The 16,354-nt window shown below is 69.6% G+C and carries 22 protein-coding genes; 12 read left to right on the top strand and 10 right to left on the bottom strand.

The features are described 5' to 3' along the window. Positions 1-151: 151 nt before the first annotated feature. Entirely contained in the window at positions 152-715 is a 564-nt protein-coding gene (locus B7R24_RS00395; protein WP_116417012.1) for an NAD(P)H-dependent oxidoreductase, read from the bottom strand. A gap of 137 nt (positions 716-852) precedes the next feature. On the opposite strand from B7R24_RS00395, the gene B7R24_RS00390 reads away from it, so the two are divergent. Together B7R24_RS00390 and B7R24_RS00385 are read left to right on the top strand one after the other, a co-directional pair. Beyond that, positions 853-1,461, top strand: coding sequence for a TetR/AcrR family transcriptional regulator (locus B7R24_RS00390; protein WP_116417011.1), 609 nt, complete (start codon positions 853-855; stop codon positions 1,459-1,461). Between the two features lie 85 nt (positions 1,462-1,546). Then, positions 1,547-2,377: a sulfurtransferase gene (locus tag B7R24_RS00385; RefSeq protein WP_116417010.1), complete on the top strand. Its 831-nt coding sequence runs from the start codon at positions 1,547-1,549 to the stop codon at positions 2,375-2,377. A 100-nt stretch (positions 2,378-2,477) separates the two neighbouring features. On the opposite strand, the gene B7R24_RS00380 is transcribed toward B7R24_RS00385, so the two are convergent. Both B7R24_RS00380 and B7R24_RS00375 read right to left on the bottom strand, forming a co-directional pair. Beyond that, complete coding sequence (locus tag B7R24_RS00380) at positions 2,478-2,693, bottom strand: helix-turn-helix domain-containing protein (protein ID WP_116417009.1); 216 nt, start codon at positions 2,691-2,693, stop codon at positions 2,478-2,480. After that, positions 2,693-3,172: a DUF2975 domain-containing protein gene (locus B7R24_RS00375; protein WP_172582644.1), complete on the bottom strand. Its 480-nt coding sequence runs from the start codon at positions 3,170-3,172 to the stop codon at positions 2,693-2,695. Before B7R24_RS00375 ends, B7R24_RS00380 begins: the two co-directional genes overlap by 1 nt. 127 nt (positions 3,173-3,299) lie before the next feature. On the opposite strand from B7R24_RS00375, the gene B7R24_RS00370 reads away from it, so the two are divergent. The 3 genes from B7R24_RS00370 (at position 3,300) to B7R24_RS17220 (ending at position 5,846) form a co-directional block, all read left to right on the top strand. Continuing rightward, the gene (locus B7R24_RS00370) at positions 3,300-4,178 is read left to right on the top strand and encodes a ferritin-like domain-containing protein (RefSeq protein ID WP_116417007.1); all 879 of its coding nucleotides are present in this window, start codon (positions 3,300-3,302) and stop codon (positions 4,176-4,178) included. 15 nt (positions 4,179-4,193) lie between these two features. Continuing rightward, on the top strand, positions 4,194-5,075 hold the full coding sequence (locus B7R24_RS00365; protein WP_116417006.1) for a siderophore-interacting protein: 882 nt from the start codon (positions 4,194-4,196) through the stop codon (positions 5,073-5,075). Between the two features lie 204 nt (positions 5,076-5,279). Beyond that, positions 5,280-5,846: a hypothetical protein gene (locus B7R24_RS17220; RefSeq protein ID WP_147303925.1), complete on the top strand. Its 567-nt coding sequence runs from the start codon at positions 5,280-5,282 to the stop codon at positions 5,844-5,846. Positions 5,847-5,860: 14 nt separating this feature from the next. Here the strand turns inward: B7R24_RS17220 and B7R24_RS00360 are convergent, their stop codons facing one another. Together B7R24_RS00360 and B7R24_RS00355 are read right to left on the bottom strand one after the other, a co-directional pair. Then, complete coding sequence (locus B7R24_RS00360; protein ID WP_116417005.1) at positions 5,861-6,898, bottom strand: oxidoreductase; 1,038 nt, start codon at positions 6,896-6,898, stop codon at positions 5,861-5,863. A 9-nt stretch (positions 6,899-6,907) separates the two neighbouring features. Next, the gene (locus B7R24_RS00355) at positions 6,908-7,918 is read right to left on the bottom strand and encodes an NAD-dependent epimerase/dehydratase family protein (protein ID WP_216363589.1); all 1,011 of its coding nucleotides are present in this window, start codon (positions 7,916-7,918) and stop codon (positions 6,908-6,910) included. 123 nt (positions 7,919-8,041) lie between these two features. Between B7R24_RS00355 and B7R24_RS00350 the strand changes: the two genes are divergently transcribed. Beyond that, positions 8,042-8,608 carry a TetR family transcriptional regulator gene (locus tag B7R24_RS00350; protein ID WP_116417004.1) on the top strand — a complete coding sequence of 189 codons (567 nt, stop codon included), beginning with the start codon at positions 8,042-8,044 and terminating at the stop codon, positions 8,606-8,608. An 82-nt stretch (positions 8,609-8,690) separates the two neighbouring features. Here B7R24_RS00350 and B7R24_RS00345 read toward each other — a convergent pair whose 3' ends face one another. Continuing rightward, a complete protein-coding gene (locus tag B7R24_RS00345) occupies positions 8,691-9,200 on the bottom strand; it encodes a GNAT family N-acetyltransferase (RefSeq protein ID WP_253259178.1) in 510 nt (169 codons plus the stop codon). Between the two features lie 134 nt (positions 9,201-9,334). Here B7R24_RS00345 and B7R24_RS00335 point away from each other — a divergent pair, with 134 nt between their 5' ends. Next, complete coding sequence (locus B7R24_RS00335) at positions 9,335-9,784, top strand: GNAT family N-acetyltransferase (protein WP_367302595.1); 450 nt, start codon at positions 9,335-9,337, stop codon at positions 9,782-9,784. A 124-nt stretch (positions 9,785-9,908) separates the two neighbouring features. Beyond that, the gene (locus B7R24_RS00330; protein ID WP_437123489.1) at positions 9,909-11,468 is read left to right on the top strand and encodes an MDR family MFS transporter; all 1,560 of its coding nucleotides are present in this window, start codon (positions 9,909-9,911) and stop codon (positions 11,466-11,468) included. Between the two features lie 75 nt (positions 11,469-11,543). Here B7R24_RS00330 and B7R24_RS00325 read toward each other — a convergent pair whose 3' ends face one another. Continuing rightward, on the bottom strand, positions 11,544-11,921 hold the full coding sequence (locus B7R24_RS00325; RefSeq protein WP_116417002.1) for a hypothetical protein: 378 nt from the start codon (positions 11,919-11,921) through the stop codon (positions 11,544-11,546). Positions 11,922-11,999: 78 nt separating this feature from the next. Here B7R24_RS00325 and B7R24_RS00320 point away from each other — a divergent pair, with 78 nt between their 5' ends. Together B7R24_RS00320 and B7R24_RS00315 are read left to right on the top strand one after the other, a co-directional pair. Next, positions 12,000-12,809, top strand: coding sequence for a DUF1206 domain-containing protein (locus B7R24_RS00320; RefSeq protein WP_116417001.1), 810 nt, complete (start codon positions 12,000-12,002; stop codon positions 12,807-12,809). Between the two features lie 192 nt (positions 12,810-13,001). Beyond that, a complete protein-coding gene (locus B7R24_RS00315; protein WP_172582643.1) occupies positions 13,002-13,403 on the top strand; it encodes a type II toxin-antitoxin system VapC family toxin in 402 nt (133 codons plus the stop codon). Here the strand turns inward: B7R24_RS00315 and B7R24_RS00310 are convergent. Next, complete coding sequence (locus B7R24_RS00310) at positions 13,391-13,645, bottom strand: hypothetical protein (RefSeq protein WP_253259177.1); 255 nt, start codon at positions 13,643-13,645, stop codon at positions 13,391-13,393. The genes B7R24_RS00315 and B7R24_RS00310 overlap by 13 nt on opposite strands. A 46-nt stretch (positions 13,646-13,691) precedes the next feature. Further along, a complete protein-coding gene (locus tag B7R24_RS00305) occupies positions 13,692-14,066 on the bottom strand; it encodes a DUF2256 and DUF3253 domain-containing protein (protein WP_116416999.1) in 375 nt (124 codons plus the stop codon). Positions 14,067-14,182: 116 nt separating this feature from the next. Here B7R24_RS00305 and B7R24_RS00300 point away from each other — a divergent pair, with 116 nt between their 5' ends. Both B7R24_RS00300 and B7R24_RS00295 read left to right on the top strand, forming a co-directional pair. Further along, complete coding sequence (locus B7R24_RS00300) at positions 14,183-15,028, top strand: DUF429 domain-containing protein (protein ID WP_116416998.1); 846 nt, start codon at positions 14,183-14,185, stop codon at positions 15,026-15,028. Between the two features lie 169 nt (positions 15,029-15,197). Beyond that, entirely contained in the window at positions 15,198-15,896 is a 699-nt protein-coding gene (locus B7R24_RS00295; protein WP_116416997.1) for an SDR family oxidoreductase, read from the top strand. 109 nt (positions 15,897-16,005) lie between these two features. On the opposite strand, the gene B7R24_RS00290 is transcribed toward B7R24_RS00295, so the two are convergent. Further along, positions 16,006-16,347 (bottom strand): TIGR02611 family protein, encoded by a 342-nt coding sequence (locus B7R24_RS00290; RefSeq protein WP_116416996.1) that lies wholly within the window; start codon positions 16,345-16,347, stop codon positions 16,006-16,008. Positions 16,348-16,354: the final 7 nt, after the last annotated feature.

Below are 16,354 nucleotides of genomic sequence, written 5' to 3'. Positions count from 1 at the left end.
CCGCCGCGACAAACCATGATCTGTGGATAACCCTGTCGAAAGCGAGTTTGTGGAGAAGGGGAGACCGCAGCGCTTCGCTGAGCGAGCTGTGGCCCCGAACCGCCGACCGGGTCGGGGTGCGGGGCCACAGGGGTGTTGCTGGGGGTGAGGGCTAGGCCGCAGCCTTCTCCGACACGGCAGCCACGACGTCGCGCACGACAGACTCGAGCTGGGCGACGACTTCGGCGTCATCCTTCGGGTGGATCTCGGCGAAGCGCACGACCGAGCCGGGGATGGAGAGCTTCGTCTCCTCGAGCACCGAGGCGCCGGCTGTGGCCAGTGACTTGCGGGCCTCGTCCTGCGCCCAGATGCCGCCGAACTGGCCGTAGGCGCTGCCGATGGCCGCGACGGGCTTGCCCGAGAGCGAGCTGGCGCCGAAGGGACGCGAGGCCCAGTCGATGGCGTTCTTCAGCACGGCGGGGATGGTCGCGTTGTGCTCGGGCGTGATGACGAGAACGGCATCTGCTGCCGCGACAGCGTCGCGGTACGTGGTCGCCGCGGCGGGAACGGAGCCCTCGACGTCGATGTCCTCGTTGTAGAACGGGATGTCGGCGAGGCCTTCGAAGATGGTCAGTTCGACGCCCTCGGGGGCGACGCCCACGGCGGCTTCGGCGAGCTGGCGGTTGGTCGAGCCGGCGCGGAGGCTGCCGACGAGAACGAGAATCGAGGTTGACACGGTTGCTCCTAGGTAAAGAGGGAAGCCGGGGTGAGCCGGCAGAGGGGTGGTCTGACACAGAAGTAAACCGGACCGCAGTCCGTTTATTCCCGCCGGTCGGGTCAATCTGAGAATGTCCACCTGCTACGGTCGGGTGCATGGATGCCCGGCTGCTGCCAATCGCGGGCCCGAACCCGCCCGAACGAGCCGATGCCGTACGAAACCGTGGGCTCATCCTGGAGGCGGCCCGTCGCATCCTGAACGACCGCGGCGTGGACGGGCTCACCATGGATCTGCTTGCCGCAGAGGCCGGGGTGGGCAAGGGCACCATCTTCCGCCGCTTCGGCTCCCGCTCGGGGCTCCTGCTCACCCTGCTGAACGAATTCGAGACCGACTTTCAGCGACGGTTCATGAGCGGCCCGGCGCCGCTCGGCCCGGGGGCTCTGCCGATCGAGCGCCTCGTCGCGTTCGGGCGTGAGCGCCTCGCGCTACTCGAGGTGCAGGGCGACCTGCTGCGCGCGGCCGAGGAGCGCCCCGACTTGCGGTACGCCTCGGCGCCGCGGGCTGCGGGGGCGATGCACATCCACATTCTGCTCAACCAGGCGGGATACGACGGCGACACGGCCGTGCTGGCGTTCACTCTGCTGTCGTCGCTGGATGCCACGGTGGTGCTCTACGAGAACCGGTCGGCGAACATGTCAATGCAGCGGCTCGCCGACGGCTGGGAAGACGTGGTGCGGCGGGTGACGGCGCCCCGGGCATCCTGAACTGCGGGCCCGGCTCGGGGAGGCGTCGGGGCGCCGAGGCGTTCGGGCATCCCGAACCGGTCGCGTTCGGCCTACGCTTCTGTGCATGAGCATCCTCGTGACGGCTGAGCAGCTGCAGGCCCTCCTCGCATCCGGTGACCGCGTCGTCGTGCTCGACGTGCGCTGGAAGCTGGGTGGCCCACCCGGGAAGCCGCTGTACCTGGCGGGGCACATCCCGACGGCCGTCTACGTCGACCTCGACACCGAGCTTGCGCGGCACGGCGAGAAGGATGAGGGGCGACATCCGGTGCCCCTCATCGACGACCTGCAGCGGGCCGCGCGCTCCTGGGGGATCGATCCCGGCGACACGGTGGTTGTCTACGACGACCTCTCGAATCTGTCGTCGGCGCGGGGGTGGTGGCTGCTTCGCAACGCGGGCATCACCGATGTGCGCCTGCTCGATGGGGCACTGGGAGCGTGGATCGCCGCGGGCTACGAACTCGAGACGGGTGACGTTCGGCCCACGCCTGGGTCGGTGACGCTCGAGTACGGGTCGCTGCCGACGCTCGACGGCGATGGTGCTGCGGCCCTGGCGTCGACCGGGGTGCTGCTCGATGCCCGTGCGCCGGAACGGTTTCGGGGTGAGGTGGAGCCGATGGATCCGCGGGCGGGGCACATTCCGGGTGCGCGCAATGCACCCGCGGCGGCGAACGTCGACGCTTCGGGCCGGTTTTTGCCCGCCGACGAGCTGCGCGCACGGTTCGAGGCGCTGGGTGTGCGGGACGATCGGCCGGTGGGTGTGTACTGCGGATCGGGTGTCACGGCAGCGGCCGACGCGGTGGCGCTGACGCTCGCAGGGTTCGCGCCCGCGCTGTACCCGGGCTCATGGTCCGCGTGGTCGAACACGCCGGGCCGGCCGGTCGCGACGGGGGCCTGACGCGCCCACCCGGCCCGCCGACTTTGCGCAAAAGCACCCAAACCTCAGGTCTTGGGTGCTTTTGCGCAAAACGCGGCCCGGTCGGGCGCGCGCGGCGCGGTCAGGGCACCTCGTCGGGCACATAGCTCAGGATGTCGCCGGGCTGGCAGCCCAGAACGGAGCAGATGGCGTCGAGCGTCGTGAAACGCACCGCCTTGGCGCGACCGTTCTTCAGGATCGACACGTTCGCGACCGCGAGGTCGATCGCGGCGGCGAGGTCGGTCACCGACATCTTCTTCTTAGCGAGCTCGACGTCGAGGTTGATGACGATCGCCATCAGATCACCTCGGCGAGTTCGCTCTGCAGGCGGATGGCAGTGTGCAGCAACCGACGCATGACCACGACGATCAGCGCGAGCGCGGTCGCGGCGGCCGACACTGTGAGGGCCAGTACGGCGAGCGGGAGAGTGGTCGGCTGCGGGTCGGCGACGAGCCAGACGGCGAAGTAGACGAATCCGGCGGCGGCGATGACGGCGCCGACACTCAGAGCGCCGATGGCGGTGTTCACCCAGGTGTCGGCGTGTGCACGGTCGTCGAAGATGCGGTCGCGGTGAACCATCGTGACGAGCATCCACGCGCTGACCAGCACGCATTCGACCGCGACGCAGCCAGCGATGACGACCCCGACGAGCACCCCGGCCGACACTCCTGACAGCAGTGCGGTCGCCACCGCTCCGGAGGAGGCCTGCGCCGCGAGGGCGCCCGCGAACAGCAGGACGAGCAGCGACCTGAGCGAGAGCAGAGTCAGTCTGGACATGAGCACCCCATATCGAATACCGTGCATTTTGTATCGATATTCGATACGTTAACGGACAACACATTACCGCATCAGCCCCGCGGCGGCCAGTTCGCCGGGCGTTGTGCGCCAGACACAAGGAGTTCTCATGCCCGCATCGACCACCACCCAGCCCGCCGACTTCGCGATCTGGGACGACTACTTCGAGGCCAACCTCGCCCGGCACGACCGTCTCGACGCCCTGATTCCGTGGAACACCGTCTCGCTCCTGCCCGCTGGCGACGTCGTGGCGCTCGCGCGATCGCTGCAGCGTTTCGAGCTGGGAGAGAGCGGGGAGGGCGAGGGGCTCCGTTCGAAGGCCCGCAAGCGGAACGACCCCGCCTACGACCGGGCGCTCGTGCGTTTCGTCGCCGAGGAGCAGAAGCACTCCGCGCTCTTCGGCGCCGCGCTGGCCGGGTCCGGTGAGAAGAGGCTCACGTCGCACTGGTCGGATGCCGCGTTCGTGGTGCTGCGCCGCCTGATGGGTCTGCGCACCGAGGTCACCCTCTTCCTCATCGCCGAGACGACCGCGATGGAGTACTTCCGCGCGCTCGGTCGGTGCGGCGACCCGGTCATCAGAGGCGTCGCGCGGCGGGTTCTGACCGACGAGGTGGAGCACGTGCGGTTCCAGATCGATCAGCTGAGGGTGGGTTTCGAGCACACGCCGCAGGCGGGCCGGATGATCGCCGCAGCCGCCGCGTGCGTCGTCGCCGCGGGCGCGGCGACGGTTCTGGCGCTCGACCACGCGCCGGCGATGCGGGCGTGCGGATTGCATCCGCTGCTGTTCTGGGGCCGAGCCCTCCGCGCCTTCGGCCGGGCGGTGCCGCAGGCGTTCCGGCTGGGCGGGGGCGGGGAGGTGCGCTTCGGCCCGAGAACCCCCGCAGCCGTGGCCGGCACGGCGGCAGTGCCGACCGCGCAGACGGCGGGCGGTTGCGGAATGTCGCCGGTGAGCCTCGGTGTGCGACCCGAGCAAGTTAGGCTTACCTAACCTCGACAGGAGTTCATGATGACCGCGGCCCCACCCTCCCCACCAGAATCCGTACCCGCGCAGGACCCGGCGAGGCGCGGCGGGCGCCCCGCGCGGCCGCAGCTCACCCTGACGGTGGTGCGGCGCGAGCAGCTCGGTCCGCACCTGGTGCGGGTGGTGCTGGGGGGAGACCGGTTCGACGAGTTCGCCACCACCGAGGCGACCGACGCGTACGTGAAGATCGTCTTCGCGAAGCCGGAGCTGGGACTGGTGCCACCGTACGATCTGGCCGCGCTGCGGGAGAGCGGTCTTGCCGCAGCAGATCTTCCCGTGACGCGCACCTACACCGTGCGGACGGTCGATCCGGTCGCCCGCGAGCTCTCGATCGATTTCGTGGTGCACGGCGACGAGGGTCTCGCGGGGCCGTGGGCGAACGCCGCCCAGCCCGGTGACACGCTCACCTTCAGCGGGCCGGGTGGTGCCTACGCGCCCGACCCCGCCGCCGACTGGCACCTGTTCGCCGGGGATCTGTCGGCGCTGCCCGCCATTGCGGCGGCGATCGACGCCCTGCCCCGTACGGCTTTGGGGCTCGCGTTCATCGAGGCGACCGCCGAGAACGATGCTCTGGTTCTGGATGCCCCGGCGGGCGTGACCGTGCAGTGGCTGTTCACCGGTGGTGGCCACCGCGCGCGTCTCGCGGAGGCGGTCTCGTCGGCCGAATGGCTCCCGGGCCGCCCGCAGGTCTTCGCCCACGGAGAGCGGGACGCGATGAAGGCGCTGCGCGATGTCTTCGCCCAGCGCGGAGTGCTTCGCTCGGAACTCTCCCTCTCGGGCTACTGGGCCGCGGGACGCACCGAAGACCGCTTCCAGGCCGAGAAACGCGAACCCATCGGCGCGATCGAACCCGTCTCCGACTGACGCCGCCCCGGCAATGGCTCATCGAATCATTCCTTGACTTGTGAACCGCCCGAGGCCAAAGTGAGGATTGCCCAATAAAAGGAAATCGGGTAATGGAACGCTCAACAAGTAGGTCGCGCCTCGGTGCGGCGGGGTTGGCTATGGTCGTAGGCCTTACGGTGCTTGCAACGCTCGGCGTGGCGACACCGGCTGAGGCTTTCAAGAATGGAGCTGGAACGCGCCGTGAAAATGCTTCCTCATGGCCTGATCGTCGTCTTCTGTGGCTCTCTGTTTCTCTCCGGGTGCGCCGGCGAAGCCGTTGCTGATCAACCGGGATCGGCGTCGGCCCTGTCGACCTCAGGTGTGCCGCCTACCTCGGCCGAACCGACCAATGAATCACTGGACTGCACGACGGAAGCCAACAGAAGAATCCCCACCTGCACGGGAGAGTTCTTGCCCGGAGTCGCCCCCACTCCTGGGCAAGCAGTCATAGACGAGAGGACGGCGATCTCGATAGCGGTTCACGGGTATGGTTCCCCCGAGGGCTCACCCGCCGCTGCAAAGCTCATCACATACGCAGAATGGGTGGGTCACTATGGCGGCGGAACCACCTCCCAGATTGAAGACAGCAGGCCTGTTTGGGTGGTGGTGGTCTCGCAGTCGACGACGAACCTGCGGCAGCTGGGGCCTCCCGGTTCGACTATCCCAGCGGCGTCGGGTTACACGGTACTTCTCGATGGGTACTCCAGTGTGCCGATCGAGCTGGTCTACGGTGAACTGAAGATCACCTAGCCGCCCGCTGCCTCCTACCGCCGCGCCGCCCGCACCCGGCCCGCCACCACGGCCGCCACTCCGGCGGCCAGAGCGAGCGCACCGACAGCCCCGAGCGTCGTCGGCGACACGCGGGCGGAGGCCGCAGCATCCTGCAGCTCGCTGCCGACCCTGACGGTGGCACTGCCGACGGGGGCGGGGGAGAGGAACGGCACACCGGTCAGACTCTCGGCGAGCTCCCAGAGGCCGGAGGCGACCTTCAGGTCTCGCGACAGCGGCGTCGAGGAGGCGATGCGCGGGTACCCGCGAACCTCACCGGGCCCGCCGGGTCCGTAGTACTGCCCGCCGACCGCTTCGGGCGAGGTCGCTGCATACAGCACCGGCAGGGCCCCTTCGGTGCTGGCCTGGCCGACGCGGGTGAGGGCCGCGATGAGCGCGCTCTGCACCGGGTCGGTGTGCGTGTGCAGCTCGGTTCTTGCCAGGCCCGGATGCGCCGCGAACGACCGCACGGCAGATCCGGAGGCCGAGAGTCGCCTCTGCAGTTCGTAGGCGAACACGAGGTCGGCGAGTTTGGACTGGCCGTAGGCGGGCCAGCGACGGTAGGTGCGCCGCAGGTAGTTCGGGTCGTCGAGATCGATCCGGCCCATCAGATGGGCGAGGCTCGACAACGAGACGACCCGCTCGGTGATGAGCGGCAGCAGAAGCCCGGTCAGGGCGAAATGGCCGAGGAAGTTGGTTCCGAACTGCAGCTCGAACCCGTCGGCCGTGCGCTGCTGGGGGGTGGCCATGACGCCGGCGTTGTTGATGAGAACGTCGACCCGCTCGGTCTCCGCCGCGAACCGTCGCACCGATTCGAGGTCGGCGACATCGAGCTGCCGCACGGTGACGTCACCCGGCATGCGTGCAGCGGCGGCGTCACCCTTGGCGACGGTGCGGCAGGCCAGCACGACGTGCGCACCGTGCCCGGCCAGGGCGGTGGCGGCGGCCTCGCCCAGCCCGCTGTTCGCACCGGTGATGATGATCGTCTTGCCGGTCTGGTCGGGGATGTCTGAGGCGGTCCACTGGGCAGTCATGACTTCAACCTACGGCTCTCCCGGGCCCCGTCGTGACCTGGATCGCCGACACCCGCGTTTCGGTCGTCCTCGGCCTGTCGTCGGCCTGTCGCCGGGCTCGGCGGTCATCGCCATCGTCAGGGGTGCCTCGTGCCGTCGATCCCGGGCGATCAGTCGGTGTAGTAGCCCGCGTCGAGGTCGGCGAGGAGGCCCTGGTGGGTGGGAGTCCAGCCGAGCAGGGCCTGGGTGATCTCGCTCGAGGCGGGCACGTCGACCCCGAAGAAACGACCGATCCAGCCGAAGTGCCCGGCCGCAGCATCCGGAGTCACCGACACCGTCTCGAGACCGAGCTTGCGGCCGATCGCCTCGGCGATCTCGCGGGTCGGAATGCCCTGCTCGCCGACCGCATGCACCACAGACCCGGCCGGGGCCTTCTCGAGTGCCAGCCGCACCATGTTCGCGGCGTCGAGCCGGTGCACCGCAGGCCAGCGGTTGGAGCCGTCGCCGATGTAGGCCGACACACCCTTGGTGCGGGCGACACCGACGAGGGTGGAGACGAAGCCGTGGTCGCCCGCGCCATGCACCGTGGGTGAGAACCGCAGGGCAACGGTGCGCACTCCGCGCGCGACGGGGGAGAGCGCAAGCTCCTCGGCTCCGCCGCGGGGCGCATCGGGGCCGGTCATGGGGTTCGCGTCGTTCTCGGTCGCGAGGCGTCCGGGTGCGAGGAGGGCAACTCCCGAGGCGAAGAGAAAGGGCTTGTCTGTGCCGCTGAGGGTGTCGAGGAAGGTCTCGACGGCCGCGCGTTCCGTGCGACCGGCACCCAGGTAGTCGGAGAAGTCGTGGTTGAAGGCGAGATGGATGACGCCGTCGGCGTTCTCGGCGCCCGTCCGGAGGCTGTCGAGGTGTGACGCCTGCTGCGGCAAGGGCGGCCTCAGCCTCGGTGGAACGGGCGAGGCCCACCACCTCGTGGCCGGCCGCGAGGAGTTCGGGAACGACGGCTCCGCCGATCCAGCCGGATGCTCCAGTGACGAATACGCGCATTCTTCTGCTCTCTTTCTGGGGTCGGGTGATGATCGGCCGACCGTGATGTCAGTTGCTGTCATGAGCGTAGCATGATCATGACAGTCACCGACATCACCTCTTCTCGCACGGTACGCTGAGGGGGTGGGACGATGGCAACCGGGGGCGCACGAGCGCCTGATGCAGAGTGCGATAGAGCTGTACTCCGAGCGCGGTTTCGAGCAGACCACGGCCGCCGAGATCGCCCAGCGGGCGGGGGTGACCGAGCGCACGTTCTTTCGCTACTTCGCCGACAAGCGTGAGGTTCTGTTCAACGGTTCCGCCGAGCTGCAGCGCCGGGTCGTCACCGCGATCGCCGAGGCGCCGGCCGAGATGGCGCCCCTCGACGTGATGAGCCGGGCGATGCAGGGCGCCGCAACGCTCATGCAGGAGAACCGCGCGTGGTCGAGGCAGCGCACGGCAGTGATCGCGCTGAACCCGGGGTTGCAGGAACGGGAGCTGCTGAAGTTGGCGCGGCTCGCCTCCGCCGCAGCTGTCGCGCTCCGCGAGCGCGGCGTGCCCGAGCTCGCGGCGAGCCTGGCCGCCGAGACCGGGGTGACGGTGTTCAAGATCGGGTTCGAGACCTGGGTCGGTGACGACGCGCATCCGGATTTCGCGCGGTGCATCCGCGACTCGCTCGACCAGCTGCGGGGAATGACCTCGGGGGTTTAGGCGGGCACCCCTGCGCGGCCTGGGGCCGCGCCCCACCGCGGCCCCAGGCCGCACATCGCCGCGCCCCGCTGCCCCCCGCCGCTCAGAGCGGCTTGCGCATCTCCAGCTCGCGCTGGTGCGGATTCAGGATGTACGGAAAGAGCCGCCCCGTCTCGACGTAGCCCCGGCGCCGGTACGCTGCGATCGCCCGGGAGTTCTCGGAGTGCACGTGCAGCAGCAGGGCGTCTGACTCGGTTCGTGCCCACTCCTCGACCCTCTGCAGCAGCGCATCGGTGACACCGGAGGTTGCTCCCCGCCAGGCCGGCGACACGAACACCCCCACGAGCATCGGCCCGGCCGGGTCGAGGTAGCCGCCCATGGTTCCCACCCAACGGCCGCCCGCGGCCTCGTCGATGGCGACGAGTGCCGTGCCGCGCGTGTTCTCGCCGCGCCGGGCCCGCTCACGCCAGGTCGACTCGCCCAGCGACTCGGCCGTGGCGAGCGTCTCGCCGAACGCGATCGGGGTGTCGGCGAGCATCTCGAGCCGCAGCGCACGCACCCGGCTCCAGTCGGCTTCGGATGTTCGGCGAACGGTGATCGTGGGCGGGCTCACCCTCCCAGCGTAGGCCGCGTGCGGCGCCGGCGGGCGCCGTGGGGCCGGCGGGCGCCGCGGCGCCGGCGGGCGCCGTGGGGCCGGCCGAGGCGTCTGGCGGTGCCGCCGGGTAGGCGAAGATGGATCGGGTGACCGTGACGATCTCTCCCACCGACTGGAACGACCCCGACGCCGACCGCCTGCGCCGCGCACAGCGCGCGGAACTCGACACCCGCTACGGCGCCGACACCGAACCCGGTACCAAACCGACCGCAGACGACATCGCCGTGTTCCTGGTGGCCCGCGACGAATCCGGTGCCGCCGTCGGCTGCGGCGCGCTCCGGATGCTCGGCCCCGGTGAGGCGGAGGTGAAACGGATGTTCGTCGAGAGGCCGTCGCGGGGCACAGGGGTCTCCACGGTCATCCTGCGCGCCCTCGAAACCGAGGCGCTTCGGCTCGGGGTCACGACGCTGAAGCTCGAGACTGGTCCGGCCCAGCCGGACGCCGTGCGGTTCTACACGCGTGAGGGGTACACGAGCATCCCGCGGTTCGGGTACTACGAGGAATCCGAGGGCTCCCTGTGCTTCGCCCGGCGACTCTGCTAATGTAAACGATGTTCACATCGGGGGGTCGGCGTGGCGTGGAATAAACACCCGGCGCCCGCGCTTCTCGGGTGGAGGGGGCCTCACAGCCCGCCACCGACTACTGCTTCCACCGACAGGAGCCACCGTGTCTGACAAGACCCTTCCCGATCTTCGCAAGGGGGAGCCCACCGCGACCGCTGCGCCGGCCGTGCCGGCTGGGGCTGCCGGGGCTGCTAGGGCCGCCGCGACCGCCGCGCCCACCGGGCCCGACGCCGACGCCGCTCTCGCCGCGCGCAACAGGCTGGTCATCGGCATCCTGCTGGTCAGCGCGTTCATCGTCATTCTGAACGAGACCATCATGAGCGTGGCCCTGCCCCGCCTGATGGAAGACCTGGTCATCCCGGCCGAGTCGGCCCAGTGGCTCACGACGGCGTTCATGCTGACAATGGCCGTGGTCATTCCGATCACCGGCTTCCTGCTGCAGCGCTTCAACACCCGGCCCGTCTTCATTGCGGCCATGGGGCTGTTCTCCATCGGAACGTTCGTCGCGGCGACCGCCCCCGGGTTCGAGGTGCTGCTGGTTGCCCGCGTCATCCAGGCCTGCGGAACGGCCATCATGATGCCGCTTCTGATGACCACGGTGATGACGCTCGTCGCACCCGCCTCGCGTGGGCGCACGATGGGCAACATCTCCATCGTCATCTCGGTGGCGCCGGCGATCGGACCGACCATCTCGGGCCTCATTCTGAGCGTGCTCGACTGGCGCTGGATGTTCTGGCTCGTGCTCCCCATCGCCGTCGCAGGTCTCATCGTGGGCGCCCTGCGCATCCCGAACGTCACGACGCCGCGCAAGGCGCCGTTCGACGTGCTGTCGGTGGTGCTCTCCGTCTTCGGCTTCGGCGGTCTGGTCTATGGGCTGACGACCATCGGCGGGGCGAATGCGGTGAGCTGGATGCCCAGCTGGGGCCCGCTCGTCATCGGAATCGTCGCGCTCGCGGCCTTCGTGCTGCGGCAGTTGCAGCTGCAGCGCACGGATCGTGCGCTGCTCGACCTGCGCACCTTCCTGTCGAAGAACTTCACTCTCTCGATCGTGATGTTCGCAATCAGCATGATGGCACTGTTCGGCACACTGATTCTGCTGCCGCTGTACCTGCAGAACGTGCTGCGTCTCGACACGCTCTCGACCGGACTGCTGCTGCTGCCGGGTGGGCTCGTGATGGGTGTGCTGGCTCCGTTCGTCGGGCGCATCTACGACAGGCGTGGGCCGATGGTGCTGCTCGTTCCGGGCGCCATCATCGTGAGCGGGGTGCTCTGGTCGCTCACGCAGGTCACGTCGACAACGCCGGTGCCGCTCATCCTCGTCGCGCACATCGTTCTCTCCGTCGGGCTCGCGCTGCTGTTCACGCCGCTGTTCACCGCGAGTCTCGGATCGCTGAAGCCTGCGCTGTACTCGCACGGCAGCGCCGTCGTCGGCACGGTGCAGCAGGTGGCGGGTGCCGCCGGTACCGCGGTCTTCGTGACACTCATGTCGACCCGTGCCGCGTCACTCGTGGCGACCGGGGCCGACCCGATCCTGGCGCAGACCGACGGCATCCGGGCCGCGTTCCTGGTCGGCGCGATCGTGTCGGTCGGCGCGGTCGTGGTCTCGTTCTTCGTGCGCAAGCCCGCCGATGTGCAGGGTGGGTCGGCCCCGCTGGGGCACTAGCCGCACTCTGATGCGGGCAGACGGGGGCTGTCCGTTCGGGGTCGCCGTCGGGCTCTCACGTTCGGCCGGAGCCTGTCAGGCGAAGATGCGGAAGCCGTTGGCGATGCGGTTGACGGGGGTGAAGAAGGCGAAGAGCGGCACGATGATGCGCAGCATGTAGACGATCACGGTGATGTCAGCCAGGTCGGAGATGAGGAACAGCACGATGGCGACGAGGCCGAAGAGCATCGCTCGAACGGCGGTGCGGCGCCATTCCACGAACAGGATGGCGAGGCCGACCGACACGAGCACGAGGCCCGTGTCGACGACGAAGGCGCCGAGCTGGGGGTTCGTGATGAGGTGCGCGATGCTCCACAGAACGATGGCGACAGCCCACATGGTGACGAATGCCAACCCGGCGACCGGCTTCGGCAGCGACGCGCCAGGAGACCTGACCACAATGTTGTCGACCATGTGCGTTCAAACTCCTCGTTCGTGAATGTCTGAGATCCCTGGTGAAAGCTTATCCTGCGGTCGGGCTACCCTCGGAGCATGCCCGAGAACCCCGCAACGAAGGCCGCCGCCGACGCTGAGAACAGCAGAACCTTTCAGGTGCTCGCCCGCCTCGGCTATGCCGTCAACGGGCTGCTGCATGTGCTGATCGGGGTCATCGCCCTCTCTGTGGTGGTGGGCGGTGGCGGTGGGGAGGCCGATCAGTCGGGCGCGCTCTCGCAGCTCGCCAGCAATCCGGCCGGCGTCGCGCTGCTCTGGCTGATCGTCGTCGGGCTCTTCGCGCTCGGGCTGTGGCAGATCGTCGCGGGCTTCCAGGTGAGACGGAGCGATCCGAAGAAGGCCTGGGGCAAGCGCGTCTCCGAGTTCGGCAAGGCCCTCGCCTACCTCGCCGTCGGGGTCACGGCGCTCACGTTCGCACTCGGGGGCTCGAAGAGTTCGTCGGGATCGAGCCAGGGCGCGAGCGCGACGGCCCTCGCGACACCGGGCGGTGTGTTCGCAGTGGTCGCTGTGGGGCTGGTCGTGTTCGGTATCGGTGTCTTCTTCATCGTGCGGGGCATCTCCCGCAGATTCACCAAAGACCTCCGGATGCCCGCCGGTACGGCCGGCCGGATTGTCGTCGTGCTCGGGACGGTCGGCTACATCGCGAAAGGCATCGCGCTCGCGGTCGTCGGCGCGCTGTTCGTGGTTGCGGCAGCGACGTTCGACGCGTCGAAGGCGACGGGGCTGGACGGCGCCCTCAAGGCGCTCGCGGCTCTTCCTTTCGGAGCGGTCATCCTGATCGTGATCGGTATCGGACTGATCGCGTACGGGGCGTACCTCGGGGCGCGTGCGCGCTGGGGCAGGCTCTGACCCCCTCGCCAGGCCTTCCGAGCGCCCCACCGGGGCAGAAGGATCCTGACTTGTTCGCGTCGACGAGGGAGCCCCCGTGCACACGGGCAGCCAGGCCGCGGAGTGGTTGACCCGCAACCCGCCTCCCGCGTACTCAGTGCGTTCATCTCATGAGCTCGACGAGCAGATCGAGGCGGAGAGAGACTCCTGGGAGTGATCTACCTCGACTCGTGCATCGTCATCTACGCGGTCGAAGATGACGGGCAGCAGGGGCGTGCGGTGCGTCGGCGCCTGGCTGAGCTCGGTGCGCAGACGGTGGTCATCAGCTCGCTGGTGAAGTTGGAGTGCCTCGTCGGTGCTCATCGGAAGGGTGATCTCGCGTTGGTCGACCACTATCTGCGGGCGTTCGAGCAGTTCGGGCTGGTCGAGCTCGGCGACGCCCAGTACCTCCGAGCCGCAGAGCTCCAGGCCCGGCACGGCATCAGGACGCCCGACTCCCTGCATCTGGCTGCGGCACAGGGCGCAGGGTGCTCTGAACTGTGGACCGCAGACTCCCGGTTGTCGGCGGCATCCCTCGGTCTCGCGGTCGACGTCGGGTGCGGTTACGGCGTCTGAGAGCGTTTGGCGATCATGCGGGGGGCGATCCAGAGGAGCGCGACGGTTCCGACGATTGCGCGCACTGCTGCGAAGACGAGCACCCACCAGCCCATACTCTGGCCGCCGACGAGCAGGGTGACGCCGATGAGCACCAGGGCGACGTCGGCCGCGTAGGGCACCTTGAGCCAGAACATCAGTCGGCGGGTCGGGTCCATGGTTCCGTTGTGCGCCCGCAGGGCACCCGGCGCCTGTGAGCCCACGGGTGATCTCTGCAGGGACGCGCCCGTCGTCCGCGAGCCCACGGGATCAGCGGCGGCGACGGATGCGGATCGGCCCCTTCGCTGTCGACGGGTCGACGACCGAGCCGCCCTGCGTGATCTCCACTTCGCCGGCCGCGACCATCCGCCTGGCCGCCCGCCGGACCGGCTCCATCAGGGCTCGCCACTCGTCTTCGTTCGAGGTGACGGCCCGTGCGACATCCGAGGGGCAGATCGTCGACGAGGCGGCTCGGCCGGCGAGCAGGCTCCGGATGCCGTCCTCCAGTTTCAGATCGGATGCCGACACCTTCTGCCGCCGGCACGCATCGCTGCAGTAGCGCACGTCATCCCAGTTGCGCTCCCACTTCTTGCGCCACTCGATGCGGCGTCCGCAGGAGGCGCAGGTCTTGTCGGCGGGAGGCATGCTTCCATCATCCGTCGGACGAACACCGGATGCCACGGGTTGCGCTGAGGGCGAAGCGCGAAACACTCCGGCACCCCGCGACCGAAGCGCTCGGCGCGTCTTGCTACGCTGCTGGCATGATCACCGCCGGAGTCGACCTCGCGGCGGAGGCGAAGGGCACGGCGCTCGCCATCATCGAGTGGAGCGACGCGGTTACCGTGGCCGCCCCGGCCGACGGCGCGACCACGGCGACCCCCGGAGCGGTGGACGCCGGTACGGAGGAACCTGCGCCAGGCGACTCGATGACCGCCCAGCGCGCGACCCTCACCGCCCTCACCCTGGGCGTCGGCGACGACCTCATCGCCGAGACGGCCACGAGAGTCGACAAGCTCGGCATCGACTGCGCCCTCGGCTGGCCCGACGAATTCGTCGACTTCGTGGTCGCGCACCGCGACGAACGGCCCCTCGACCCCTCGAGCGACGGCGGGATGGACTGGCGCCGCAGCCTGGCCTACCGTGAGACAGACCGCCGGGTGCGCGCCCGAACCGGGCGCTGGCCCCTCAGCGTCTCAACCGACCGCCTCGGGCTGACCGCCATGCGCTGTGCGGGCCTGCTCGCGCGCATCGCGGAGCGAGGCATCCCGGTCGACCGTTCGGGCGCCGGCCGGGTGGTCGAGATCTACCCGGGCGCCTCGCTCAGGCTCTGGGGCTTCGTCACGACCAACTATCGAACGGATGCCCGGCGGCGCTCCGAGCTCGTGACAGAGGTGCTGGCGGCCGCGCCCTGGCTCGAGGTGGGGGCGTTCGGCGCCCTCATGCACTCCTCGACCGATGCGTTCGACGCGGTGATCGCCGCCCTTGCGACGCGCGCAGCAGCCCTCGGAGCATACGACGCCCCCGACGAACGGATGCTCGCCCGCGCTCGCCGCGAGGGGTGGGTCGCCCTCCCCAACGGCACCGTCGACTCGCTCGCCGGTCGCTGAGCACCCCGGTCGCCGCGCTACGCCGCGCTGCGCCCGGCCGCACTGCACCCCACCGCGCAGAGCCGCGCCGCGCAGAGCCGCCACGCGGCGCCGCGCCGCACCCCACCGCGCAGAGCCCCACCGCACCGCACCGCACCGCGCAGAGCCGCCACGCGGCTAGGCTCGCGGCATGACCACCGCTCGCCCCACCGCGCGCCCCACCGCCCTCGTCACGGGCGCAACGAGCGGCATCGGCCGCGCAATCGCGATCGACCTCGGCCGCACCCACCACGTTCTGGTCGGTGGCCGCAACCGTGCACGCATCGACGAGCTCGTCGGGTCGCTGCCGTCGGCCGAACCGTTCGCCGGCGACCTGGTGCAGGGTCCGATCCCACCTCTGCCCGCCTCGCTCGACGTGCTGGTGCACTCCGCGGGGGTGGAAGCCGGATCGACCGTCGAACACACCGAACGCGAGACCTGGGAGACCGTTTTCGCCGCGAACGTGTTCGCGGTCGCCGAACTCACGCGGCTGGCGCTCCCGGCGCTCCGTGCGGCATCCGGGCTCGTCGTCACGATCAACAGCGGATCCGGCTTCAGCAGCACCCCGGGCGGAGCGGTGTACGCCGCCTCGAAGTTCGCCCTCCGCGCCTTCACCGATGCACTGCGGGAGGAGGAACGCCTTCACGGCGTCAGGGTGTCGAGCGTGCATCCGGGGCGCACAGACACAGCGATGCAGCGGGCCAAGGTCGCGGCTGAGGGCGACGAGTACGACACGCGGCTGTACCTGGCGCCGGAGTCGGTGGCCGCAGCCGTGCGTAGCGTGGTCGACCTGCCCCCGGGCGGAACGATCGAGACGCTCTCGATGCGCCCGACCCTCCGGCGCGGGTAGGCCCCGGCCGTCGACCACTCGACCGGAGCTCAGCCGATGTGGAGCACCCTGGAGATGCGATCTGGCGGAGCTCCGTCCTGGTGGAACAGAGCCCCCGCCCGAAGCGGGGTCAGGCCGTGCGGGCCTTGCGCTGCTCGCGCCGACGTCGCCACCACGCGGATGCCCTGCCGAGCATCCGGCGCAGGAAGGCGTTGACCCGCCGCGCGGCGGCGAACTCGGTGCCGAGCACCGCGAACCCGAGGAACACGATCAGCCAGCCCGGACCCGGCAGCGGAATGAGCACGATACCCACCAGCACGATCGTGATGCCGACCGCCGCGACCGCGACGAGGTAGGAGAGGCGAAGGCGGGGATGGAGCTCGATGAACGCCCGGCGCCGGGCGAGCCACAGCCGGAACGGATGTCTCGCTGAACTTCCCTCGTCGATGCTTCTCTGCCAGGCGGTTGTCATGTGCCCA

The organism is Subtercola boreus, assembly GCF_003399645.1.
Lineage (GTDB): Bacteria > Actinomycetota > Actinomycetes > Actinomycetales > Microbacteriaceae > Subtercola > Subtercola boreus_A.
The sequence above is the reverse complement of the archived record's forward strand: the minus strand, read 5'-3'. Positions and strand labels throughout refer to the sequence as shown.

Bases quoted from the DNA above. Each gene is read 5' to 3' on its own strand.
- B7R24_RS00390 (WP_116417011.1), top strand. From the start codon at position 853: ATGGATGCCCGGCTGCTGCCAATCGCGGGCCCGAACCCGCCCGAACGA.
- B7R24_RS00385 (WP_116417010.1), top strand. From the start codon at position 1,547: ATGAGCATCCTCGTGACGGCTGAGCAGCTGCAGGCCCTCCTCGCATCC.
- B7R24_RS00380 (WP_116417009.1), bottom strand. From the start codon at position 2,693: ATGGCGATCGTCATCAACCTCGACGTCGAGCTCGCTAAGAAGAAGATG.
- B7R24_RS00375 (WP_172582644.1), bottom strand. From the start codon at position 3,172: ATGTCCAGACTGACTCTGCTCTCGCTCAGGTCGCTGCTCGTCCTGCTG.
- B7R24_RS00370 (WP_116417007.1), top strand. From the start codon at position 3,300: ATGCCCGCATCGACCACCACCCAGCCCGCCGACTTCGCGATCTGGGAC.
- B7R24_RS00365 (WP_116417006.1), top strand. From the start codon at position 4,194: ATGATGACCGCGGCCCCACCCTCCCCACCAGAATCCGTACCCGCGCAG.
- B7R24_RS17220 (WP_147303925.1), top strand. From the start codon at position 5,280: ATGGAGCTGGAACGCGCCGTGAAAATGCTTCCTCATGGCCTGATCGTC.
- B7R24_RS00360 (WP_116417005.1), bottom strand. From the start codon at position 6,898: ATGACTGCCCAGTGGACCGCCTCAGACATCCCCGACCAGACCGGCAAG.
- B7R24_RS00355 (WP_216363589.1), bottom strand. From the start codon at position 7,918: ATGCGCGTATTCGTCACTGGAGCATCCGGCTGGATCGGCGGAGCCGTC.
- B7R24_RS00325 (WP_116417002.1), bottom strand. From the start codon at position 11,921: ATGGTCGACAACATTGTGGTCAGGTCTCCTGGCGCGTCGCTGCCGAAG.
- B7R24_RS00320 (WP_116417001.1), top strand. From the start codon at position 12,000: ATGCCCGAGAACCCCGCAACGAAGGCCGCCGCCGACGCTGAGAACAGC.
- B7R24_RS00305 (WP_116416999.1), bottom strand. From the start codon at position 14,066: ATGCCTCCCGCCGACAAGACCTGCGCCTCCTGCGGACGCCGCATCGAG.
- B7R24_RS00300 (WP_116416998.1), top strand. From the start codon at position 14,183: ATGATCACCGCCGGAGTCGACCTCGCGGCGGAGGCGAAGGGCACGGCG.
- B7R24_RS00295 (WP_116416997.1), top strand. From the start codon at position 15,198: ATGACCACCGCTCGCCCCACCGCGCGCCCCACCGCCCTCGTCACGGGC.
- B7R24_RS00290 (WP_116416996.1), bottom strand. From the start codon at position 16,347: ATGACAACCGCCTGGCAGAGAAGCATCGACGAGGGAAGTTCAGCGAGA.